At 70.4% G+C, this 22,396-nt stretch carries 22 protein-coding genes; 9 read left to right on the top strand and 13 right to left on the bottom strand.

Going from position 1 to position 22,396, the window contains the following annotated elements; all coding sequences use genetic code 11:
* Positions 1 to 4 precede the first annotated feature (4 nt).
* Both RAMLITH_RS05985 and RAMLITH_RS05980 read left to right on the top strand, forming a co-directional pair.
* Positions 5 to 373: a hypothetical protein gene (locus RAMLITH_RS05985; RefSeq protein WP_238343996.1), complete on the top strand. Its 369-nt coding sequence runs from the start codon at positions 5 to 7 to the stop codon at positions 371 to 373.
* 384 nt (positions 374 to 757) lie between these two features.
* Entirely contained in the window at positions 758 to 2,545 is a 1,788-nt protein-coding gene (locus RAMLITH_RS05980) for a thiamine pyrophosphate-requiring protein (protein WP_168106363.1), read from the top strand.
* Positions 2,546 to 2,575: 30 nt separating this feature from the next.
* On the opposite strand, the gene RAMLITH_RS05975 is transcribed toward RAMLITH_RS05980, so the two are convergent.
* The 5 genes from RAMLITH_RS05975 to RAMLITH_RS05955 all read right to left on the bottom strand — a co-directional run bounded on the left by RAMLITH_RS05975 (position 2,576) and on the right by RAMLITH_RS05955 (position 5,448).
* On the bottom strand, positions 2,576 to 2,872 hold the full coding sequence (locus tag RAMLITH_RS05975; RefSeq protein ID WP_168106362.1) for a 2TM domain-containing protein: 297 nt from the start codon (positions 2,870 to 2,872) through the stop codon (positions 2,576 to 2,578).
* A gap of 122 nt (positions 2,873 to 2,994) precedes the next feature.
* A complete protein-coding gene (locus RAMLITH_RS05970; protein ID WP_168106361.1) occupies positions 2,995 to 3,792 on the bottom strand; it encodes a LytR/AlgR family response regulator transcription factor in 798 nt (265 codons plus the stop codon).
* Positions 3,789 to 4,829 carry a histidine kinase gene (locus RAMLITH_RS05965; RefSeq protein WP_168106360.1) on the bottom strand — a complete coding sequence of 347 codons (1,041 nt, stop codon included), beginning with the start codon at positions 4,827 to 4,829 and terminating at the stop codon, positions 3,789 to 3,791. Before RAMLITH_RS05965 ends, RAMLITH_RS05970 begins: the two co-directional genes overlap by 4 nt.
* Entirely contained in the window at positions 4,826 to 5,122 is a 297-nt protein-coding gene (locus tag RAMLITH_RS05960) for a 2TM domain-containing protein (RefSeq protein WP_168106359.1), read from the bottom strand. Before RAMLITH_RS05960 ends, RAMLITH_RS05965 begins: the two co-directional genes overlap by 4 nt.
* Before the next feature lie 32 nt (positions 5,123 to 5,154).
* The gene (locus tag RAMLITH_RS05955; RefSeq protein ID WP_168106358.1) at positions 5,155 to 5,448 is read right to left on the bottom strand and encodes a 2TM domain-containing protein; all 294 of its coding nucleotides are present in this window, start codon (positions 5,446 to 5,448) and stop codon (positions 5,155 to 5,157) included.
* Positions 5,449 to 5,680: 232 nt separating this feature from the next.
* On the opposite strand from RAMLITH_RS05955, the gene RAMLITH_RS05950 reads away from it, so the two are divergent.
* The 4 genes from RAMLITH_RS05950 to RAMLITH_RS05935 all read left to right on the top strand — a co-directional run bounded on the left by RAMLITH_RS05950 (position 5,681) and on the right by RAMLITH_RS05935 (position 10,771).
* Positions 5,681 to 7,318, top strand: coding sequence for an efflux RND transporter periplasmic adaptor subunit (locus tag RAMLITH_RS05950; protein ID WP_168106357.1), 1,638 nt, complete (start codon positions 5,681 to 5,683; stop codon positions 7,316 to 7,318).
* A complete protein-coding gene (locus tag RAMLITH_RS05945) occupies positions 7,318 to 8,064 on the top strand; it encodes an ABC transporter ATP-binding protein (RefSeq protein WP_181017746.1) in 747 nt (248 codons plus the stop codon). The genes RAMLITH_RS05950 and RAMLITH_RS05945 overlap by 1 nt, the downstream gene beginning before the upstream one ends.
* Positions 8,061 to 9,293, top strand: coding sequence for an ABC transporter permease (locus RAMLITH_RS05940; protein WP_168106356.1), 1,233 nt, complete (start codon positions 8,061 to 8,063; stop codon positions 9,291 to 9,293). Before RAMLITH_RS05945 ends, RAMLITH_RS05940 begins: the two co-directional genes overlap by 4 nt.
* Before the next feature lie 74 nt (positions 9,294 to 9,367).
* Positions 9,368 to 10,771, top strand: coding sequence for an MBL fold metallo-hydrolase (locus RAMLITH_RS05935; protein WP_168106355.1), 1,404 nt, complete (start codon positions 9,368 to 9,370; stop codon positions 10,769 to 10,771).
* Positions 10,772 to 10,774: 3 nt separating this feature from the next.
* Here RAMLITH_RS05935 and RAMLITH_RS05930 read toward each other — a convergent pair whose 3' ends face one another.
* On the bottom strand, positions 10,775 to 10,990 hold the full coding sequence (locus RAMLITH_RS05930) for a CsbD family protein (protein ID WP_168106354.1): 216 nt from the start codon (positions 10,988 to 10,990) through the stop codon (positions 10,775 to 10,777).
* A 194-nt stretch (positions 10,991 to 11,184) separates the two neighbouring features.
* Between RAMLITH_RS05930 and RAMLITH_RS05925 the strand changes: the two genes are divergently transcribed.
* Positions 11,185 to 12,009, top strand: coding sequence for an undecaprenyl-diphosphate phosphatase (locus tag RAMLITH_RS05925; RefSeq protein ID WP_168106353.1), 825 nt, complete (start codon positions 11,185 to 11,187; stop codon positions 12,007 to 12,009).
* Here the strand turns inward: RAMLITH_RS05925 and RAMLITH_RS05920 are convergent, their stop codons facing one another.
* The 7 genes from RAMLITH_RS05920 to RAMLITH_RS05890 form a co-directional block, all read right to left on the bottom strand.
* Complete coding sequence (locus tag RAMLITH_RS05920; RefSeq protein WP_168106352.1) at positions 12,010 to 12,765, bottom strand: lipase family protein; 756 nt, start codon at positions 12,763 to 12,765, stop codon at positions 12,010 to 12,012.
* A 120-nt stretch (positions 12,766 to 12,885) separates the two neighbouring features.
* Positions 12,886 to 14,589 (bottom strand): DUF4214 domain-containing protein, encoded by a 1,704-nt coding sequence (locus RAMLITH_RS05915; protein WP_168106351.1) that lies wholly within the window; start codon positions 14,587 to 14,589, stop codon positions 12,886 to 12,888.
* A 65-nt stretch (positions 14,590 to 14,654) separates the two neighbouring features.
* Positions 14,655 to 15,458: an alpha/beta fold hydrolase gene (locus RAMLITH_RS05910; protein WP_168106350.1), complete on the bottom strand. Its 804-nt coding sequence runs from the start codon at positions 15,456 to 15,458 to the stop codon at positions 14,655 to 14,657.
* A 97-nt stretch (positions 15,459 to 15,555) separates the two neighbouring features.
* A complete protein-coding gene (locus tag RAMLITH_RS05905; RefSeq protein ID WP_168106349.1) occupies positions 15,556 to 16,383 on the bottom strand; it encodes a proteasome-type protease in 828 nt (275 codons plus the stop codon).
* A gap of 4 nt (positions 16,384 to 16,387) precedes the next feature.
* On the bottom strand, positions 16,388 to 18,946 hold the full coding sequence (mutS, locus tag RAMLITH_RS05900; RefSeq protein ID WP_168106482.1) for a DNA mismatch repair protein MutS: 2,559 nt from the start codon (positions 18,944 to 18,946) through the stop codon (positions 16,388 to 16,390).
* Between the two features lie 140 nt (positions 18,947 to 19,086).
* Positions 19,087 to 20,184 carry a mechanosensitive ion channel family protein gene (locus RAMLITH_RS05895; protein ID WP_168106348.1) on the bottom strand — a complete coding sequence of 366 codons (1,098 nt, stop codon included), beginning with the start codon at positions 20,182 to 20,184 and terminating at the stop codon, positions 19,087 to 19,089.
* 7 nt (positions 20,185 to 20,191) lie between these two features.
* Positions 20,192 to 21,130 (bottom strand): inositol monophosphatase family protein, encoded by a 939-nt coding sequence (locus RAMLITH_RS05890; protein ID WP_272954148.1) that lies wholly within the window; start codon positions 21,128 to 21,130, stop codon positions 20,192 to 20,194.
* A 253-nt stretch (positions 21,131 to 21,383) separates the two neighbouring features.
* Here RAMLITH_RS05890 and RAMLITH_RS05885 point away from each other — a divergent pair, with 253 nt between their 5' ends.
* A complete protein-coding gene (locus tag RAMLITH_RS05885; protein WP_168106347.1) occupies positions 21,384 to 21,632 on the top strand; it encodes a biotin/lipoyl-containing protein in 249 nt (82 codons plus the stop codon).
* A gap of 31 nt (positions 21,633 to 21,663) precedes the next feature.
* On the top strand, positions 21,664 to 22,392 hold the full coding sequence (locus tag RAMLITH_RS05880; protein WP_168106346.1) for an RNA methyltransferase: 729 nt from the start codon (positions 21,664 to 21,666) through the stop codon (positions 22,390 to 22,392).
* Positions 22,393 to 22,396 lie beyond the last annotated feature (4 nt).

Below are 22,396 nucleotides of genomic sequence, written 5' to 3'. Positions count from 1 at the left end.
CACCATGAGCAGTTCCTTCTACGCCAGGCTCGCCGCCGCCGCGCTGGTGCTGGCCGCCGCCGGCACGGCCACCGTCGCCCAGGCCCGCGACAACGTGTATTTCTCGATCGGCGCCAACGTGGCGCCGGGCGTCGCCGTCGGCGTGTCGAACGCGCCGCCGGTCTACTACCCGCCGGTGTACGTGCAACCGGCCCCGGTGTATTACGAGCCGGCGCCGGTGTACGTGCGACCCGCCCCGGTCTACGTGCGGCCGGCGCCGGTGTACTACGCTCCGGCACCGGTCTATTACGAGCGCGGCTGGGGCCATGGCCACCGCAAGCACTGGCGCAACGAACACCGCCGCCATGGCGGCCACGGCTACGGCCGGCACTGAAGTCCCGGGCTTTCTCCAGGCCTGAGCCCCGCGCGCGCGCGTCGGGGCTCTTTTTTTTTGGCGCAGCCGGCGCGGAAAACGACACGACAAAAAAAGAGCCCCCAGGCGCTAGCCTGGGGGCAACATGCCAGTCGCGGGACGGAGGGCCGGACCAGCTCACCCCGGAGGAGGAGGGGACTCAGAGGAGTCGGGGTGATTGGCTTGTAGTACACCGCGTCCTGCCGATGGCTGCTGTAGGACAAAGCCCACACCAGGTGACAGACGGCGCCGCGCTGGCGCCGGACGGCATGGTGGGTCTGCGGGAGGCGCCGCGTCGGACCCGGCTGACGCCGGCATCTCCGTCCCGCCGACCGCGGCCGCCCGCGCCGGTTCTACCCTGGACGGATGGCAAAGACAGTCAGCGACCAGGTGGTGGAGCGGCTGCACGCGTGGGGCGTGCGCCGCGTGTTCGGGTACCCCGGCGACGGGATCAACGGCGTGATGGGCGCGCTCAACCGGATGAGCGGGCAGGTGGAGTTCGTGCAGGCCCGGCACGAGGAACTGGCGGCGCTGATGGCCGTCGGCCACGCCAAGTTCACCGGCGAGGTCGGGGTGTGCATCGCCACCTCGGGGCCGGGCGCGATCCACCTCCTCAACGGCCTGTACGACGCCAAGGCGGATCACCAGCCGGTGGTCGCGATCGTCGGGCAGCAGGCCAGGGCCGCCCTCGGCGGCGAGTACCAGCAGGAGGTGGACCTCGCCGCCCTGTTCAAGGACGTTGCCTCCGATTTCGTGCAGATGGCCACGGTGCCGGGGCAGGTGCGCCACCTCGTCGATCGCGCGGTGCGGATCGCGCTGGACCGGCGCAGCGTCACCTGCATCATCCTGCCGAGCGACCTGCAGCGGATGGACGCCGTCGAGGCCCCGCCGCACGAGCACGGCACCGTGCACAGCGGCATCGGTCGCACCTTCCAGCCCGGCCTGCCGGACCTGGCCAGCCTGCAGGCGGCGGCCGAAGTGCTCAATGGCGGCCAACGGGTGGCCATCCTGGCCGGCGCCGGGGCGCTGCACGCCGGCGACGAACTGATGGCCGTGGCCGACCGCCTGGGTGCGGGCGTGGCCAAGGCGCTCCTGGGCAAGGGCGCGCTGCCCGACGACCTGCCGTACGTCACCGGAGCGATCGGGCTGCTCGGCACGCAGGCGAGCGTGGCCTTGATGGAGGGCTGCGACACGCTGCTGATGGTCGGCACCAGCTTCCCGTACTCGGAGTTCCTGCCCAGGGAAGGGCAGGCCCGCGCGGTGCAGATCGACGTCGATGGGCGCCGGCTGGGCCTGCGCTACCCGACCGAGATCAACCTGGTGGGCGACAGCCGGCTCACGCTGCAGGCGCTGCTGCCGCTCCTGCAGGGCAAGCAGGACCGCAGCTGGCGCCAGGAGATCGAGGCGCAGGTGGCGCGCTGGTGGCAGGTGGTCGAGCAGCGCGAGCGCAACGAGGCGCAGCCGCTCAACCCGCAACTGGTGTTCGGCGAACTCTCGCCGCGGCTGCCCGACGACGCCATCATCGCCTGCGACTCCGGCACCTGCGCGGCCTGGTACGCGCGCAACCTCAGGATGCGGCGCGGGATGATGGGATCCCTGTCCGGCGGCCTCGCGACCATGGGCTGCGCCATGCCGTACGCCATCGCCGCCAAGCTCGCGCATCCGCAGCGGCCGGTGATCGCCCTGGTCGGCGACGGGGCGTGGCAGATGAACGGGATCAATGCCCTGGTCACGGTGGCGCACCTGTGGAAGCGATGGAGCGATCCGCGGCTGGTGATCCTGGTGCTCGACAACGGCGACCTGAACATGGTCGCCTGGGAACAGCGCGGCACGGAAGGGGACCCGAAGTTCGAAGGCTCCCAGTCGCTGCCGGCGTTTCCGGCGGCCGAGTACGCGAAGCTCCTGGGCCTGCGCGGCGTGCGCGTCGACCGTCCGCAGTCGGTGGCGCTGGCATGGGAGGAAGCGCTGGCGTCGGACCGGCCGACGGTGCTGCAGATGATCACCGACCCGAACGTGCCGCCCATGCCGCCGCGGGTGACCCGCGATCAGGTGAAGCACTACGCGAAGGCGTTGCTCCACGGCGACCCGCAGGCGGTCGAGGTGGTCAAGGCGACCGCCAGGGAATGGTGGGACGGTTTCCGCAACCGCAAATGAAGCCGCCGCCGGCCGGCGGCGGGTGCGGCCCTAGCGGGCTTCGGAGCGCTCGAATTGGCGCCGGAGCCGCTCGCGTTCCCGGCGCAGCAACCGGTCGCGCACGCCGGAGCCGGCGCCCAGGAAGAAGACGGCAATCCCGTGCAGGGCCAGCCCCAGGCCCCAGCCCAGGACCGTGTACACGGTCCAGGTGTAGCCGAAGAAGTAGGACAGGCCGGTGAGGAAAAGGTTGACCACCAGGTAGACCGCGGCATGCACATACCAGCCGAGCTTGGCGCCGGCCCGCTTGTGCGCGAGGCGCTCGAGGTCTTCGGGACTCAGGGTTCTCATGCCAGGACGTACGGGGTGAACGTCTTCATTGTAGGCCGCAAGGCGCCGCCCTGCGAAACCCTCATGCCGACAGTGGCTGAGCCGGGGGTCGCCTTGGGGATGGCATCACGAGGCGCCTGCTTTCACATGGCCTTGAACAGGTGGGCGTACAAGCGGCTGACGGGCAGCCGCTCGGGACGGCCGCGCAGCGCGATGTGCATCTTGCCGGCCTCGTCGCGGGCGACGCTGTCGATGGCCAGGGCCCTCACGACGGTGCCGCGGTGCACCTGCCAGAACTGGTCCGGGTCCAGCCTGGGGATCAACTCCCTGAGCGGCGTGCGCAGCAGGTACTCGTGGCCGGCCGTCAGCACCCGCACGTACTTGTCTGCCGCCTCGAAGTACAGCACCTCCTCGAGTGGAACCATGCGGATGGCGTTGCCGACGCTGACCTGCAGCACCTTGAGCGCTTCCTGCGGGCGCGCGGGGCCCGCGGCCACGAGGGCGCGCAACTGCGCGAAGGTCGCCTCGAGGCCGGCGCCGGCCGGCCCCCGCCGCGCCAGCACCTGCTGCACCCGCGCCACCGTTCGTCCCAGGCGCGCCGGCTGCACGGGCTTGAGCACATAGTCGACGGCCTGCGCCTCGAAGGCCTGCACCGCGTACTGGTCGTAGGCCGTGACGAACACCAGCGCCGGAAACGCGGCGCCGGCGGGCCACTCGTCGGCCAGGTCCACGGCCGCTTCCAGGCCGTCGCGCACCGGCATGCGGACGTCGAAGAACAGCACGTCCGGCCGCAGTGCCAGCGCCTGGTCCACCGCCGAAGCGCCGTCGCCGACCACGGCCACGACGTCCAGCCCGGGCCAGGCGCGTGCCAGCTCGTCCCGCAGCGATTGCGCCAGGAGCGGTTCGTCCTCGGCGATGAGCGCGGTGGGGCGGCGGTTCATGGCTGGACGGGCAGCCGCACGGTGGCGGTGGCGCCCGAGCCCGGGACCGCGTCGAAGTCCACCTGGCCCCGCTCGCCGTACACGGCGGCGAGGCGATCGCGCACCTGTGCCAGGCCGAAGCCCGTGCCGTGGCCCGCCGCGGCTTCGCCCAGCCCGGTGTCCTGCACCTGCAGGACCAGCCGGTCGCCGTCCCGCGCGGCGCTGACCAGGACGTGGCCGCCGTCCACCTTGGGCTCCAGCCCGTGCTTGATGCTGTTCTCCACCAGCGGCTGCAGCAACAGCGCCGGCACGCGCACATGCGCCAGGTCGCGCGGCAGCAGCAACTCGTAGCGCAGGCGCGGTCCCATGCGGATCGCCATCAGCTCGAGGTAGTCGCGCAGCCGGTCGAATTCGGCCTGCAGCGGGTGGGTGGCGCTGCGCGAGGCATCGAGCGTGGCGCGCAGGTAGTCGATCATGTGGTCCAGCATGCCTTGCGCCCGCCGGGGATCGCTGGCGATCAGCACCCGCAGGTTCGCCAGCGTGTTGAACAGCATGTGCGGCTCGAGTTGCGTCTCCAGCAGCCGCAGCCGCGCCTCGTCGGCATGCCGTCGCGCCTCGCCCATCTTGCGTTCGAGGTACGCGCTGCGGTTCATGCTGTAGAAGTAGAAGCTGGCGACGACGCCGGCCACCAGGCTCACCAGCAGCGTCGTGCGCCACTGGTGGGACCTCAGGCCGCTGGTTTCCAGGCGCGACCAGCCCAGGGCGACCTCGATGCGGCTGCCGGCCTCGGAGCCGAGCAGGAAGCCGGCCAGGATCGCGACGGCCACAAGGGCGACGCCGCGCAGCCCCCGCGGCCAGCCGGTCTCGGCGCTGGACGGCAGCAGGTGGCGCCCCAGGTCGATGACGGCCCACATCACGGTGCCGATGCACACCGAATAGACGACGTTCGGCGCGTACGGTTTTTCGGGCTGCAGGCCGTACAGGACCGTCGCGACCGCGAGCGAGAAAGCCAGCGCCTGCAGGAAGTGCTGCAGCTTGGCGTTCCAGTCGATCTTCACTGGTTCTGGCGCTGGCGCTGCAACCGCTCGCGCTCCTGCTGCACCAGACGCTCCCGCAGCCCGCCGTCCGAACCGAGGACGAACACGGCGACACCGTGCAGCACCAGGCCCAGCCCCCATCCCAGCAGCGGATAGACCGACCACGGGCGGCTGCCGAAGCCATAGCGGGAGATCGCGAAGATGAACAGGTTCACCAGCACGTAGACCACGGCGTGGGTGTACCAGCCCAGTTTCGCGCCGGCCCGCCGCTGGGCGAGCCGTTCGATCTCTTCCGGTGACAGGGTCGATGCCATGCGGCAATTCTAGGTTTGGCCCGGTGCCGGCGCTACCAGGGATCGCGCCGCGCGGCGAGCCGGCGGCGTTCCTGCGCGACCAGGCGTTCGAGCAGCCCGCCGCCGCCGGTGAGCATGAACACCACGGCGCCGTGGACGGCCAGGCCGATGCCCCACCCGAACGCCGGGAACACCGCCCAGTGACGCCCGCTCATCGCCGAGAGCAGCGCGAGGAACAGGTTGACCGTGATGTAGACCACGGCGTGGATGTACCAGCCCATGCGGATGGCGGCGTTGCGACGGGCGAGGCGTTCGATTCGATCGGGTTCCATGGTGCAGGCGTTCATGATTTCTCCTTGGCGAGGCGGACCAACGGCGTGAGTTGCATGGGGTCTCCTGTGGCGTACCGCGGCAATGGGCGCACTGTGCCGGGGACGTCGAACGCAGGCCACCGCGCCGGGACGAATCGACATGGCGTTGGAGCGAAACGCAGCGCACGCTTCGCGAAATGCACGGCCTTTACACGGGGGACACACGACAGAGCCGCCGCGGCGGGGGTCGCTTACTACAATCACTTACATGAACAAGCTCTCCTGGAAGCTGTGGGTGGCCGCCGGCGCCGTCGTGGCCGCCGCTGCAGGAGGCGCATGGTGGTGGACCCAGGCGCGCACCCCCGAGGTGGCGTGGCGCACCGCGAAGATCGAGCGCGGGCCGCTGCAGGCGACCGTCTCGGCCTCCGGCGCGGTGAACCCGGTGACGCAGGTGTCGGTCGGCACGCAGGTCTCGGGCCAGATCAAGGAGCTGCACGCCGACTTCAACTCGGAGGTGAAGGCGGGCCAGCTGATCGCCTTGATCGATCCTGAGACCTTCGAGTACCGGCTGCGCCAGTCGCAGGCGGACGTCGATGCCGCGCAGGCGGCGGTGCTGACGGCGCAGGCGAACGCCGCGGCGTCGCGGGCGGCGGTGTCGCGGGTGCAGGTCGACCTGGCCGAGGCCAAGCGCGACCACGAGCGCAAGGCGATGCTGGTGAACCGGCAGTTCATCGCGCAGAGCGAGGCGGACAAGGCGCGGGCGCTGGTCGACAGCACCGCGGAGGCGCTGAAGTCGGCGCAGGCCCAGCAGGCGGTGACCGAGGCGCAGATCAAGACCGCGCAGGCCAACGTCAAGCAGCGGCAGGCGGCGCTGGCGCAGGCGCGGGTCGACCTGGCGCGAACCCGCATCACCTCGCCGGTCAACGGCATCGTGATCAAGCGCGCGATCGAGCGGGGGCAGACCGTCGCGGCGAGCCTGCAGGCGCCGGAGCTGTTCGTGATCGCGCAGAACCTGCGCGACATGCAGGTCGACGCGAGCATCGACGAGAGCGACGTCGGGCGCATCCGCACCGGCCAGCGCGCGACCTTCACGGTGGACGCCTTTCCGGGCCAGACCTTCGAAGGCGAAGTGCGCCAGGTCCGCAAGGCGGCGCAGAACGTCGCCAACGTGGTCACCTACGTCGCCGTGATCGGCTTCTCGAACACCGCCGGGCGGCTGCTGCCCGGCATGACCGCCAACGTGCGGGTGGTCACCGATTCGCGCGAAGGCGTGCTGAAGGTGCCGAACGCGGCGCTGCGGGTGCGGCTGGCGGGCGTCGAGCCGGCCGCGGGCGCCGCGTCCGCTGCCGACGCTGTGCGTCCGAGGCCGGCCGAAGGGCCGCCCGACGCCCAGTCCGCGGCGACGCAGCAGCAGCCGGCCGGCGGCGGTCCCGGCGGCGCGGCGCAGGAGCTTCGCGCCCGCCTGCGGACCGAACTGAAGCTGACGCCGGCGCAACTGGAGCAGGTCGATGCGATCTATGCCCAGGCGCGCCCGAAGTTCATGCAGCTGCGCGACCTCCCGGCCGAGGAGCGGAGCAAGGCGCGCGAGCGCATTTCCGCCGAAGTGCGAGCCAGCATCGGCGCGCTCCTGACGCCGGAGCAGAAGCCGCTCTATGCCGCGCTGCAGGCCGAGGGCGCGGGCCGGGCCGTCACGCGCGGGCGCATCCACCTGCTGGGCGAGGACAACAAGCCGCGGGCCCACAACGTGCGCCTGGGCATCACCGACGGCACCAGCACCGAACTGGTGGTGCCGGCGAACTCGCCCGAGGCGGCGGTGCTGAAGGAAGGCGCGCTGGTCGTCACCGGCGCGGGCGGCACGGGCACGGCCCCCGCCGCGCGCCCCGCCGGGCCCAGGATGCCGTTCTGATGGCCCTCATCGAAGCGCGCGACATCGCCAAGGCCTACCAGATGGGCGACCAGACGGTGCACGCGCTGCGCGGCGTGTCGGTCGACATCGAGGAGGGCGAGTTCGTCGCGATCATGGGCGCGTCGGGCTCCGGCAAGTCGACGCTGATGAACATCCTCGGTTGCCTCGACCGGCCGACCAGCGGCACGTACCGGCTGGCGGGCGAGGCGGTGGAGGGCATGAGCGCGAACCAGCTCGCGTCGATCCGCAACCGCCGGATCGGCTTCGTGTTCCAGCAGTTCAACCTGCTGCCGCGCACCAGCGCGGCGGAGAACGTGGAGCTGCCGATGGTGTATTCGGGCGTGAAGGCGGCGCTGCGGCGCGACCGGGCCGTGGCGGCCCTGCGCAAGGTGGGCCTGGGCGAGCGCTGCCACCACACGCCGGGCGAGCTGTCGGGCGGCCAGCAGCAGCGCGTGGCGATCGCGCGCGCGCTGGTGAACGATCCGCAGCTGATCCTCGCCGACGAGCCCACGGGGGCGCTCGATTCGCAGACGTCGGAAGACATCATGCGGCTGCTGGCTGACCTCAACGGCCAGGGCATCACGGTGATCATCGTCACCCACGAGGCGGACATCGCGGCGTGGGCGCGGCGCAGGATCGTCTTCCGCGACGGGCGGATCCTCGAAGACAAATCGGGGTCAGATTCCAATTTCCGGGCGTCGGCGGTTCGGCGGAAAGAATTGGAATCTGACCCCAGGGCTGCATGACCGCGCTGGCCGCCTTCCGCTCGGCGCTGCGCGCGCTCGCCGCCAACAAACTGCGCAGCGTGCTGACCATGCTGGGCATCATCATCGGCGTCGGTGCCGTGATCACGATGATTGCCGTCGGGCGCGGCGCGACCGAGCGGGTGCAGGAGCAGATGAAGGGGCTGGGCTCGAACATCATGCTGGTGCTGCCCGGCGGCATGACGGCCGGCGGCGTGCGGCTGGGGGCGCAGACCGGGCAGATGCTGACCGAGGAGGACGCGATCGCCATCGCCCGCGAGATCGCCGAGGTGCAGGTGGCGGCGCCTACCTTGCGCACCGGCGCGCAGGTCGTGGCCGGCAACACCAATTGGGCCACCTCGGTCACCGGCACCACCAACGACTTCCTCGAGGCACGCGACTGGCGGCTGGCCGACGGCCGGCCGTTCGAGGCCGCGGAGCTGCAGGGATCGGCGAAGGTCGCGGTCATCGGCCAGACCGTGGCGCAACAGCTCTTCGGCGACGCCGATCCGCTCGACCAGGTGATCCGCGTCAAGAAGGTGCCGGTCACCGTGATCGGGCTGCTTGAGAAGAAGGGCCAGAACTCGATGGGCCAGGACCAGGACGACATGGTCATCGTGCCGATCAGCACCTTCCGCAACCGGATCCAGGGCGGCACCGCCGGAAAGCTCAAGCGGGTCGGCTCGATTGCCGTGAAGGTGCGGGAAGGCCAGAGCATGAAGGCAGCGGAAGAGGGCATCAAGGAACTGCTGCGCCAGCGCCTGCGCGTCCAGCCCGGCGCCGAGGACCCGTTCTCGATCCGCAACCTCACCGAGATCCTGCAGGCCCAGGAGGCATCCAGCCGCGTCATGACCTTGCTGCTGGCCGCGGTGGCCGGCATCAGCCTCGTGATCGGCGGCATCGGCATCATGAACATCATGCTGGTGAGCGTCACCGAGCGCACCCGCGAGATCGGCCTGCGCATGGCCGTGGGCGCACGCGGCCGCGACATCCTGCTGCAGTTCCTGATCGAGGCGATGACGCTGAGCCTGATCGGCGGCGCCATCGGTGTCGTGATCGGCGGCATCGCCACCTGGGCCGTCGGGCAGTTCGCCGGCTGGCAGGTGAGCATGACGGCCGCGTCGATCGGGCTGGCCGCCGGCTTCTCGGCCTTCGTCGGCGTCTTCTTCGGCTTCTACCCGGCCCGGCGCGCGTCGAAGCTGCTGCCCATCCAGGCGCTGCGCTACGAGTAGCGCAGTCTGCAACAGCGGCCCCCGGGCGCGTCCGCCCTCTGGTATACCGGCGCGACACCGGTCAGGGAGCGGACATGGCATTGGTCTTCGAACGCGTCGTCACCGAAGGACTCGGCGACCTCAGCTATCTCATCGGCGACGATTCGGCCGGCACCGCCGCCGTGATCGACCCGCAGGCCGACGTCGACGTCTACCTGCAACTCGCGCGCCGGCACAAGGTCGCGATCACGCACATCCTGCAGACCCATGTGCACGAGGACTTCCTGAGCGGCGCCAACGAGCTCGCGGCTCGCGTCGGCAACGCCACCCTGTGCAGCAGCGCGGAAGACGCGGCGCCGTACGGCTACGCGCACGAGGCCCTGCGCGACGGGGACTGCCTCGCCTTCGGCAGCACCGTGCTGACGGCCCGGCATACGCCAGGCCACACGCCGGAGCACATGGCGTTCCTGGTCGCCGAGGAGGGCCGCGAGCAGGCGCCGTATGCGGTGTTCACCGGCGGCAGCCTCCTGATCAACGCCGCCGGACGCACTGACCTCCTCGGGCCGGACCGGGCCCAGGCGCTGACGGCGGCGCAGTACCGCACGCTCCACGACTTCTACCTGAAGCTCGACGACGGCGTGATCATCCATCCCACGCACGCCCATGGCTCGCCTTGCGGGGCGGCCATCGGCGACCGGCTCTCGAGCACCATCGGCTACGAGCGCCGCTTCAACCCGCACCTGCAGTGCCGCAGCGAGGAGCAGTTCCGGCGGTTCGCACTGGACGGCCTGCCGCCGAAACCGTCCTACTACCCGCGGCTGAAGGAAACCAATACGGTCGGCCCGGCGGTGCGGCACGGGTTGCCGGTCGCGCCGCCGCTGCCGGCGGAGGAATTCGCCAGGCGCATGGAAGAGGGCGGCGCCGTGGTCGTCGACACGCGCCACATGCTGGCGTTCGGCGGCGGCCATGTGAAAGGCGCGCTCAACATCGGCATGGCAGCGCAGCTTCCGATCTGGGCCGGGTGGATGCTGGATCCGGCGCAGCCGCTGCTGCTGGTGGTGGAGAGCGACGGCGCGCTCGACGAGGTGCTGCGGCTTTTCCTGCGCACCGGGTTCACGCGCTTCGCCGGCTATCTGGTGGGCGGCATGACGGCATGGGACAACGCCGGGCATGACGTGGTGGCGACGGCGCAGGTGACGGCGGCGCAGGTCCACGATCGCCCCGGCGACTTCACGCTGGTCGACGTGCGGGCGCCGCACGAGTGGGCGAGCGGCCACCTGCCCGGCGCCCGGCATGTCTATCTGCCCGAACTGCCGGCGCGCGCCGGCGAATTGCCGCGCGGCAAGCCGGTGGTCGTCTACTGCGACAGCGGCTACCGCGCTTCGATCGGCACCAGCGTGCTGCAGCGCGCCGGCGTGGCCGAGGTCGCGAACATGCCGGGCAGCATGCAGGCATGGAAGCGCGCAGGCTACCCGCTGGAAGGCCAGCCCGCCGGCTGACGCTCAGCGCTTGTCGAGGTGGCCGCGGTCGGCCTCGTGCTCGATCCGCGCCTCGCGCTGCGCTTCCTTCGCGTCGCCGACCTTTTCCTGCAGCTTGCCCTTGGTGTCGCGGGCGGCGCCCTTGGCGCGCAGCGACTGGTCGTCGGTCGCCTTGCCGACGGCTTCCTTGATCTTGCCGGTGACCTGGTTGGTCACGCCCTTGACCTGGTGCTTGTTCATCTCGATGGCTCCTGTGGTGCGGGAGGAATCACTCCCATGGCCACAAGGTAGCGTTGTGGCTGGCTGATCCAAGGCCGGCCGCGCGCATCCGGACGTGGGCAGTCTCCTACGCACCGCACGAGCCATGGCCCGGTCGGGCCACCTGGCGAATGGTGAAGCCCAGCGATAATCCAGCCTCTTTTCAAGGAGAGCGCGTGGATGTCGTGTTGCTGGTGAAGGCCGCCGTCATGGGCATCGTCGAGGGGCTGACCGAGTTCCTCCCCATTTCCAGCACCGGCCACCTCATCCTGGCGGGGAGCCTGCTCGGCTTCCACGACGAGAAGGCCAAGGTCTTCGACATCGCCATCCAGACCGGCGCCATCCTCGCGGTGATCATCGTCTACTGGCAGAAGATCCGCGACACGCTGGTCGCGCTGCCCACGCAGCGCCACGCGCAGCGATTCGCGCTCAACGTGCTGATCGGCTTCCTGCCGGCGGTCGTGCTGGGCCTCGCGTTCGGCAAGGCGATCCAGGCCCACCTCTTCACGCCGGAAGTCGTGGCCAGCACGTTCATCCTCGGCGCCTTCGTGATCATCTGGGCCGAGCGGCGGCCGCGCGAATCGGTGCGGGTGCACGACGTCGACGCGATGACCTGGAAGGACGCGCTGAAGGTCGGCCTGGTGCAGTGCTTCGCCATGATTCCCGGCACCAGCCGCAGCGGCGCCACCATCATCGGCGGCATGCTGCTCGGGCTGTCGCGCAAGGCGGCGACCGATTTCTCGTTCTACCTCGCGATTCCCACGCTGGTGGGCGCGGGCGCGTACAGCCTGTACAAGCAGCGGGCGCTGCTCTCGCTGGCCGACCTGCCGATGTTCGCCGTGGGCCTGCTGTTCTCGTTCCTCAGCGCCTGGCTGTGCGTGCGCTGGCTGCTGCGCTACATCTCCACCCACAGCTTCACGCCGTTCGCGTGGTACCGCATCGCCTTCGGGATCATCGTGCTGCTCACGGCGATGACCGGCTGGGTCGACTGGTCCGCCTGATCAGGGAAGGCGCCGCGCGGGCCGCAGCGGACGCCATTGGCCGTCGGGCTGCGCCAGCCGCTCGGCGACGATGCGCAGGACCTGCGGGTGCGACACGATGCCGAGGTGGCTCGCCGACACCTCCACGCTCTCGCAGCGCCTGGTCCGCTTCTGCACGCAGCCGCGCCACGACACGATGCCGTCGCTCTTGCTGTAGATCGACGTCGTCGGCACCGGCGGCGCTTCGCGCAGCCGCTCCTGCATCTTCGGGCCCAGATGGGAAGTGCCGGGGTGCAGCAGCTGGAACAGGCCGCTGGCGTGGTTGCCGTGCCCCAGCGAGTTGAACGGCGTCGCCAGGGTGATCACCTGCCGCACGGCGGCGGGTCGGCACTTGGCCAGTTCGCGCGCATAGAGCCCGCCCAGGCTCCAGCCCACCAGGCTCACCGTGCGGCCGTGCTCCTCGTGCACCCGGCCCAGGTGGTCTTGCAGCGTGCCAAGCCATTCGTGCAACCGCCCCACCGGCCCGGTGTTGATGCCGCCTTCCCAGTCGTGCACGGCGAAGCCGCAGTCCCTGAGGTAGCGGCGCAGCAGCGCCGTCTGCGCGCCCCCGGCGCCGAGGCCCGGATAGACGATCACCGGATGGCCGTCGCCAGTGGCGCCGCGTTCGCAGGCGAAGTGCGCGGCCAAGCCGTCGAACATCGCTCGCAGCGGCTCCACGGCCAGCAGCGACAGCGGTGGCGCCTGGAACGGCGGGCGGAACGTGGTGGCGAAGGGCATGCGACGCACTGTGCCGCGCGGTGCACGGTGCGGCTGTGGGCGCCGCCGGTGTCGAGGTGTAGGACGCAGCCACGGCTCGTGCCGTGCTGCGCCCGCCAGGCAGACCCCCGGGCGGCCGGATCAGAGGTATTCGAGTCCCGTGGCGGCGAGGCCCACCAGGTTCACGTGGTCGCCATTGAGGGGCGTCGCCGCCGCCATCGCCAGCAGGTCGGCGCGGCCGGTGCCGCTGTCCAGCATGCCCGCGTACAGGTTCAGCTCCGCGGTCGAAGGTGCGACGCCGGTGACGTTGCGGTAGACCAGGCGCACGAAATCGTTGTTGCTGCTCGAGCCCGCGAGCGCCTGGAACAGCGGCAGCCCGGCGACGAGGGCGGCGACCTGGGTCGGGGTCCAGCCGGCGTCGAACAGGGCCAGGCCTTCCTTGACGTAAGCCGGGACGAGCGACGCGGTGCCCAGCGCCGCGCCTATCATCCGCGCCGTGTTGCCGGCGCTGCCGTCCATGTCGAACGCCAGCTTGACGTCGCTGAATTCCAGCCGTTCGACGCGATCGAGCGTGTCGGTGCCGAACGTGCCTTGCCGGTCGGCGACGGTGAAGGTGCTGCCGGTGCGCGCGATGTCGAAGGCCGCGCGGACAGCGCCATAGACGGCGGTGTCCACCGAGGCGCCGCCGACGATCACGTCGTTGCCGGTGCCGGAATGGATGCGGTTGCCGCCGTCGCCGCCGACGGCCAGGCTGTTGCCGCCGCCGAGGAACATCGTGTTGAACTGGTCGCCGCCGACGAAGTAGTTGCCGGCGTTGCCGCCCTGCAGCGTGGTGTCGCCGCTGACGCTGAGCGTGAACGAGTTGGTGATGCTGATCTTCGCGCTGACCTTCTGGCCGATGCCGACCAGCTGGCCGAAGATGGTGCCCCAGTTGCCGGGCGCCTGGCCCGCGAGCTGGCTCTGCAGCATCTGGTCGAAGGTGCTCTGGGTACCGGTGCTGAACGCGTCGTACCGCGACTCGAACTGGCCCAGCGTCATGCGGCCGTTGATGACCTCCATGCCGTCGCGCATGACGCCGATCGTGCCTTCGACGACCTTTTCCTGCGCGTCGCCGATCTCGCGCACGTTCTCGGCCTTGGCGTAGAAGTCGCCGAAGCCGAGCATCTGGGCGCCGGCGCCCAGCAGCCCCTTCCAGGTGATCTCGGCCGCGTCGCCGATCAGCTCCCAGAAACCCTCCTCGGTCGCCGCGCGATAGCCGCCCACGGTGAGGTTCTCCGGCGATGCCGTCGGCGAGACGTATTCGAAGGTGCCGGGGACGCGCGTGAAGGCGGCCTGGAGCGGGATGGAAGGATCGGTTTCGCGCAGCAGCATCGGCGTGTCGCCGTAGATCCGCACGCCGTCGCCCGAGTAAGGCGCGGGCCCGGTGGGCATCACGTCGGGCAGCGTGACCGGCTCGGGGGCGGGGGTGGGCACGGGCGTCGGGGCCGGGGTCGGCGCGGGCGTGAGATCGGGAAAGTCCGGCAACGTGTAGCCGCCCAGGAACGACGACATGTCCGCACCGCCCAGGCTGCTGCCATAGGCCTGGTCCATGATGGACGACAGCGGCGTGTCCAGGGGGTAGACCGTGGCGATCGACGGCAGGTCGATCGCCAGCTGGTCGAACAGGGCGATCGTCTGGTTGCGGTAGCTGGTGACCAGGGCCATCGCGGCGCTGGTGTCCACATAGGCGGACGCGGCGACGAGCGCGGCCATCGACTGGTCATACAGGGACAGCACGTAGGCCCTGACCTGGCCCACGTCCCCGAGGTCGCGCAGCGTCAGGGAGCCAAACGGATTGGTGGCCATCGCGGTCTCCTTCGAGGAAATACCGCCAACCTAGCCCGCGCACCCCAGCTCGTCAATGCGCCCGGTCAAGCTTCCAGCGAACGCAGCGCCGCCTCGATGGCCGCCGCCGTGGCCAGCGGCTTTTCCATCGGGTACAGGTGGCTGCCATCGAGCATCGCCATGCGGCCGCGGGTGACCTGCTGCGTCATGGCCAGGCCCACCTGCCGGTTCTCCTCCGACTGCAGCCCGCCGATGAACGCCACCGGGCACTTCAGCGGGTGGCGGCGCAGCATGCCGTCGAAGTTGTCCGGCAGGGTGTTGTAGATCATGGTCTCCACGTCGCGGTCGAACGACAGGACGCGCTCGCCGCCTTCCGCCACGGTGCCGTGGGTGACGTAGTCCCGCAGCACCTGCTCGTCCCAGTGCGCGAACGCCTTCTTGTGGCGGAAATGCTCGAAGGCCGCCTCGACGCCGGGCCAGCGATTCTTGCGGCGGCGGCTGACCCGCCCCGGCGAAATGGAGCCGACCAGGGGCGTGCGCTTGATGGCGCCGAACGCCGTCGCCTTCCAGCCCCCCAGCAGCGGCGAATCCAGCAGCAGCACGCCGCGGGCCAGCTTCGGATGCCGCGCCGCGCACATCAGGCTGAGAAAGCCGCCGAGCGAGTGGCCGACCAGGAACGCCGGCGCGCCATGCCTGTCGGTCTCGCGCGCCGCGAAATCGTGCAGCTGCTGCACGAGGTGGGTCCAGTTGTTGGTGACCGGGTAGGCCGGGTCGTGGCCGTACTTCTCGATGGCGCGCACCTGGAATCCGCGCGAGCGCAGGTGCTTGAACAGCACGTTGTACGTGGTGGCGGGAAAGCTGTTGGCGTGGGAGAAGACGATCAGTGTCATGGGGCCATGGCGGCGTGCCGGCGGGGCGCAGACCCGCATTGTGCCCGCGCCACGGCTGAGTCCGCCGCTTGCGCGCGTGCGCCGGCGCGTGGCCGGTTCAAATCAGCCGCTCGTCTGGCCTGGAGATCTTCTTGAGCGGCTTGCTGCGGCCGCCGGACACCTTCAGCGGGACGTCGGTGTGCGCGTCGTCCCACACCGGGTCTTCGAGGCTGTCGAACACCTCGCGCAGCTTCTGCCCCCAGCTGCTGTGCAGCATGCGGTAGTAGGGGTTCTGCATGTCGATGCAGACGATCTTGTCGGTCTCGAAGCGATTCGCCTCGTAGACCACCAGGTCCAGCGGCGGCCCGACCGACAGGTTGGATTTCATCGTCGAGTCCATGGACACCAGGGCGCACTTGGCCGCCTCGTCCAGCGGCGTGTCCGGCGTGATGACCCGATCGAGCACCGGCTTGCCGTACTTGGACTCGCCGATCTGGAAGTACGGCGTCTCGAGCGTCGCCTCGATGAAGTTGCCGGCCGAATAGACCTGGAACAGGCGCATGCCCTCGCCGCGGATCTGCCCGCCGAACACCAGGGACACGTTGAAGTCGACGCCCGCGTGCTCCAGGGCCTTGGCGTCGCGGTCGTAGACGTGGCGCACGGCGTTGCCCAGCACGCGCGCGGCGTCGAACATGCTCCTGGCGTTCCAGATGGTGAGCGGCTCCACGTCCGGCCGCTCCTGCAACTGCTCGACCTGCAGGATCTCGCGCACCGACTGGGCGATGCTCAGGTTGCCGGCCGACAGCAGCACCATGCAGCGGTCGCCCGCGCGCTCGTACACGATCATCTTGCGGAAGGTGCTGATGTTGTCCACGCCCGCGTTGGTGCGCGAGTCGCTGAGGAACACCAGTCCCGCATTGAGCTTGATGCCGACGCAGTAGGTCATGGGGTCATTTCGTGAGCAGTTTCTTCAGGCGGTACACCGCGTCCAGCGCCTCCCGCGGACTCAGCGCGTCGGGGTCCAGCGCCGCCAGCGCTGCCTCGGCCGCGCTCGGCGCCGGCGCGGCCGCCGCCGGGGGTGGCGCGAACAAGTCTACCTGCTCGCGGCTCAGCGTCTGCTGGGTTTCGAGCGCGTCGAGCGCCTGGCGGGCGTGGTTCACCACGGCGGCCGGCATGCCCGCCAGCCGCGCCACCTGGATGCCGTAGCTGCGGCTGGCCGGCCCCGGCTGGATCTCGTGCAGGAACACGATGTCCGCGCCGGACTCGGCCGCGCTCACGTGCATGTTGACGGCGCCGTGATGCTTCGCCGGAAATTCGGTCAGCTCGAAATAGTGCGTGGCGAACAGCGTGAACGCCTTGGTGCGGTCGTGCAGGTGCGCCGCGATGCCGGAAGCGAGCGCCAGGCCGTCGAACGTGGAGGTCCCGCGCCCGATCTCGTCCATGAGCACCAGCGAGTTTGGCGTCGCGGCGTGGAGGATCTGCGCCGCCTCGGTCATCTCCAGCATGAACGTGGACTGCGCGTTGGCGAGGTCGTCGGCGGCGCCTATGCGGGTGTGGATCGCATCGAGCGGTCCGAGCCGGCAGGCCTGCGCCGGCACGTACGAACCCATCGAGGCCAGCAGGCAGATCAGCGCCACCTGGCGCATGTAGGTCGACTTGCCGCCCATGTTGGGGCCGGTGATGATCTGCATGCGCTGCTTCGGTCCGAGGCGGGTGTCGTTGGCGATGAAGCTGCCGCCGGTCGTTTCCGCCAGCCGGCTTTCCACCACCGGGTGGCGGCCCCGGGTGATCTCGATGCCGGGCTCCTTCATGAACTGCGGACAGGCCCAGTTCAGCGTCAGCGACCGCTCCGCCAGCGCGCACAGCACGTCCAAGGCTGCGATGGCGCGGGCCAGGCGGGTGAGGGCCGGCACGTACTGCTGCAGTTCGTCGAGCAGCTGTTCGTACAGCCACTTCTCGCGCGCCAGCGCCCGCTCCTGCGCCGAGAGCGCCTTGTCCTCGAAGGCCTTGAGCTCCGGCGTGATGAAGCGCTCGGCGTTCTTCAGCGTCTGGCGGCGGCGGTAGTCGCCGGGCACCTTGTCCAGCTGGCCTTGCGTCACCTCGATGAAGAAGCCGTGGACCTTGTTGAACTGCACGCGTAGGTTGGCGATGCCGGTGCGCGCCTTCTCGCGCGTCTCCAGGTCCAGCAGGAAGCCGTCGCAGTTGTCCTGGATCGCGCGCAGTTCGTCGAGCTCGGCGTCGCAGCCGGTGGCGATGACCCCACCGTCGCGTACCAGCGCCGCCGGTTCCTCCATGATCGCCCGGGCCAGCGCCTGGCCGCAGCCGGGCGGCGGCGCGAGGCTGGCGCGGATCTCCGCGAGCAGCGCGCCGGGCCCGGCCGCCGCGTCCGCGAGCTGCGCCGACCGTTCCAGCGACTGGCGCAATCCGACCAGTTCGCGCGGCCGTACCTGACGCAGGGCGATGCGGGCCGTGATGCGCTCGACGTCGCTGCATCCCTTGAGTGCCGCGCGGAGCTGCTGCCAGGCGCCATCCCGCAGGAAGCCGATCGCCTCCAGCCGCTGCAACGCCTGCGTGCGCTCGCGCCGTGGCTCCAGCAACCAGCATTTCAGCAGGCGGCTGCCCATGCCGGTCATGCAGGTGTCCAGCAACGAGAACAGCGTGGGCGAGTCCTCCCCGCGCAGCGTCTGCACCAGCTCCAGGTTGCGGCGCGTCGTCACCGGCAGCTCGATCAGATCGTCGTCTCGCTGCACCTGCAGGCTCTGCACGTGCGAGAGCGCGCGGCCCTGCGTGTGTTCGGCGTAGGTGAGCAGGGCGGCGGCGGCGGTCTGCGCGTGCACCAGCTCCTCGGCGCCCCAGGCGGCGAGCGTGGCACTGTTCAACTGCTCCAGCAGCTTGCGCAGTCCCAGGCCGGCGTCGAACTGCCACTGCGGCCGCTGCGTCAGCGACAGCGCGGCGCCGCCGCGCAGCGCCTTGAGCCGCTGCTCGAAGGTTGGAGTGACGTCGGCGCTGAACAGCAGCTCGCTCGGCGCGATCCGAGCGATCCACGTCTCCAGTTCGTCGCCGGCGCATTCGGCCAGCTGCAGCGCGCCCTGGGTGAGGCTCAGCCAGGCGAGGCCGAGGCGGTGGCGCGTGCCCTGGTGCACCGCCAGCAGGATGGCCTCGCTCTTGTCATTGAGGAGCGCGCTGTCGGTGAGCGTGCCGGGCGTGACGACGCGCACCACCTTGCGTTCCACCGGGCCCTTGGAGGCGCCGACGTCGCCGACCTGCTCGCAGATGGCGACGGATTCGCCTTGCTTGATCAGGCGCGCGAGGTAGCTCTCCACGGAATGGAACGGCACCCCCGCCATGATCACCGGCTCGCCGCCGGAGTTGCCGCGGCGGGTCAGCGTGATGTCGAGCAGCCGGGCCGCCTTCTCGGCGTCGCTGTAGAACAGCTCGTAGAAGTCGCCCATCCGGTAGAAGACGAGCGTGCCGGGATGTTCCGCCTTGATGGCGAGGTACTGCGCCATGACCGGCGTATGCGCCGCGCGGGCGCCTTCGTCGACGGAAGGGGAAGCCAAGGTCGTTCGTCTCTTGCAAGGCGGCCGCCCTGGGTGGCGCGGCCGGGGTGATAGCTTAGCCGAGCGCCGCGGCGCGCAGCCCTTTCACCTTATCCGGGCGCGAGGCTCCCGGCCGCCGCGGCATGCGCCGGCGGCTCGGTCGTGATGCTGCGCACCTGGGGCAGGCATTGCGGGTACTCCCGGGCGACGAAGGCCAGCATCTGCTCGCGCACCCGGCAGCGCAGGTCGAACGCCTTGCCGGCATTGACCGCGGAGACCAGGATGCGCACCTGCATCGCGCGCTCGGTCGTGTCGGTGACCTGCACCGCGAAGACCCGGCGGTCCCACTCCGGAGCCGCCTTGACGACGCGCTCTGCTTCCTGCCGCAGCGATTCGACCGGCGTCGCGTAGTCCAGGTACAGCATCACGGTCCCCAGGATCTGCGAGCTGCTGCGGGTCCAGTTCTCGAACGGGTTCTCGATGAACCACTGCAGCGGGATGATCAGGCGCCGCTCGTCCCAGATCTTGAGCACCACGTAAGTGCCGGTAATCTCCTCGACCCGGCCCCATTCGCCGTTGACGATCAGCACGTCGTCGAGGCGGATCGGCTGCGCCAGCGCGAGCTGCAGGCCGGCGATCAGGTTGCTGAAGACCGGCCGGGCCGCGATGCCGGCCACCAGTCCGATCACCCCGGCCGAGGCCAGCAGGCTGGCGCCGAGCTGCCGCGCGCCCGGGAAGGTCATGAGCGCCATCGACGCGCCGGCGATGAAGACGAGCACCATCGCCGTGCGGGACAGCACCGTGGCCTGGGTCTGGATGCGGCGGGCGTGCAGGTTGTCCTCGGCCTCCACCGGATGGCGGGCGAGCACGCCCAGCGCCACGCCGCGGATCGCGCGGATCGCGAGCCAGGTAAGCGCCCCGATCAGCAGCAGTCCGTTGACGTGGCGAACGTTCGCGATCCACCGCAGCGTGTCCGGCGCCGCGGTCCAGACCACCTGCAGCGCGGCGAGCGGCAGCGCGGCGGCCGCCGCCGACGTGCTGCAGCGGATCACGGCGTGCAGCAGCGGCACCCGGGAAGCGGCGCGCAGCAGCACGGCTTGCCCGATGCGATGCACCACCAGGGCGCCGGCGACGGCGAGCAGCGCGACGGTGGCCGTTGCGACCCAGGGGCTTTCCTGGAAGAACCCGGCCAGTAGCTCCACGCTCATCGGCCGGTCACTCCGCCGGATCGCCGGTGGCGTCGCTGATGCGGGTGCCGTCGGCTTCCACCTTCGCGCTCGGCGTCGTGTCCGGCGGCACGAGGCTGGGCGTCGACTGCCGCAGGGCGGCCTTCTCGCCGGCACTGGCGAACTTGCTGTACTTGCCCAGGATCTGCACCAGCTGGCCGTAGATGCGCGGGTTGCCGGCCACGCATTCCTTCTGTTCCATGAAGTCCGACTCGCCGGTGAAGTTGCCGATCAGGCCGCCGGCCTCGGTCACCAGCAGCGAGCCCGCGGCCGTGTCCCACGGCGACAGCCCGGTCTCGAAGAAACCGTCGGCGAAGCCCGCGGCCACGTAGGCCAGGTCGAGCGCCGCGGCGCCGGGCCGGCGCAGCCCCGCGGTGCGCTGCATCACCTCCGCCATCATGCGCAGGTAGTTGTTGAAGTTGTCGCCGGGCCGGAACGGAAATCCGGTGCTGACCAGGCACTGGCGCAGGTCGGTGCGCTTGGAAACCCGCATGCGGCGCTCGTTCATGTACGCGCCGCGGCCCTTGGTGGCCGTGAAGAGGTCGTTGCGGGTCGGGTCGTAGATCACCGCCTGCTCGATCTTGCCCCTGACGGCCAGCGCGATGCTGACGCAGTACACGGGAAAGCCGTGGATGAAATTGGTGGTGCCGTCCAGCGGGTCGATGATCCAGACATGGTCCGACCCCTGCCGGCCATGGGTCTTGCCCGATTCCTCGGCCCAGATCGCGTGGTCCGGGTAGGCGCCGAGCAGCGTCTCGATGACGGCGGCCTCGCTCGCGTGGTCGACCTCGGTCACGAAGTCGTTCACCTGTTTCTGGGAGATCCGCACCGCCTCGACGTCGAGGGCGGCCCGGTTGATGATCGCGCCGGCGGCGCGTGCGGCCTTGACGGCCACGTTGAGCATGGGATGCAGGTTGGAGGAGGCCATGGATTGTTCGAGCGTTGGCGGGACGGCGCGCGAGGCGCGGCCCCTTCATTGATCAGGAGCGGTGGCTCCGCCGTCGATGCGGCGGGCACGATGCAGGGATTGTCCCATGAATCCCCACCCGGCCCTGTCGGCGAAGATCCCGCCTGGCCGCCGAGGCCGGGCGCGCGCCGCGCCGGTTCATTGATCCGGCGCAATGCGGGCCCGTGGCCGGCCACACAACAATGGCCCCGATCGAAGCGAAACAGGAGGCTCCATGGTCGACGTCATTCTGGATCCGAAGCGGTGGGAGTCGGCAGAACCCGACGCCGAGGCTCTCCTGGAGAGCTGGCTGGTCGATGAAGGCGACCACGTGGACGCCGGCCAGGTGCTGGCGAAGGCCTCCCTGGTCCATGAGGGCCTGGTGGTCGCCGCGCCGGCGCCGGGCGTCGTGGAACAGATCGCGGTCGCCGCCGGCGAGAAGTTCGGTCCCGGCTACATCCTGGTGCGCCTCGCCGACGAGTGACAGTCGCAACGGGGCTGAGACAATCGGCCCCATGCGCACCCGCTTCATCCTGATCAACACCAGCCACGCCGGCAACGTCGGCGCGGCCGCGCGCGCCATGAAGGTGATGGGGTTCGACGACCTCGTGCTGGTCGCGCCGCGCTGGCCCGACGTGCTGGTGCGCGAGGAGACGGTGCAGCGCGCGAGCGGCGCCGTCGACGTGCTGCAGCGCGCGCGCGTCGTCGCCACCCTGGACGAGGCGCTGGAGGGCGTGAGCTGGCTGTGCGCCACCGCCATGACGCCGCGCGACTTCGGCCCGCCGACCGTCACCCCGCGCGAGCACTTTCCCGGGCTGGCGGCCTCGCAACACACCGTCGGCTTCCTGTTCGGGTCGGAGCGCTTCGGCATGAGCAACGAGGACGTGTATCGCTGCCATGCGGCGCTCACCATCCCGACGGCGCCGGGCTACGGCTCGCTCAATCTGGCGGCGGCACTCCAGGTCATCGCCTACGAGTGGCGCACCGCGCTCGGCGGTTTCGCCGTCCCGGGCGGACCGGAGCAGCCGCCGGTGCTGGCCGACGGCCAGGCCGTCGCCGGCATGCTGGCCCATTGGGAGCAGGCGCTGGTGGCGATCGGCTTCCTCGACCCGGCGGCCCCGAAGAAGCTGATGCCGCGCCTGAACCAGTTGTTCAACCGGGCGCAGCTCACGGTCGAGGAAATCCACATACTGCGTGGTGTCGCCAAGGCGATGTCGCAGGCCGGCGCCGCAGCGAGGCGCTAGACTG

It is taken from the genome of Ramlibacter lithotrophicus (genome assembly GCF_012184415.1).
Lineage (GTDB): Bacteria > Pseudomonadota > Gammaproteobacteria > Burkholderiales > Burkholderiaceae_C > Ramlibacter > Ramlibacter lithotrophicus.
This window is presented reverse-complemented; position numbering and strand designations above follow the sequence as displayed.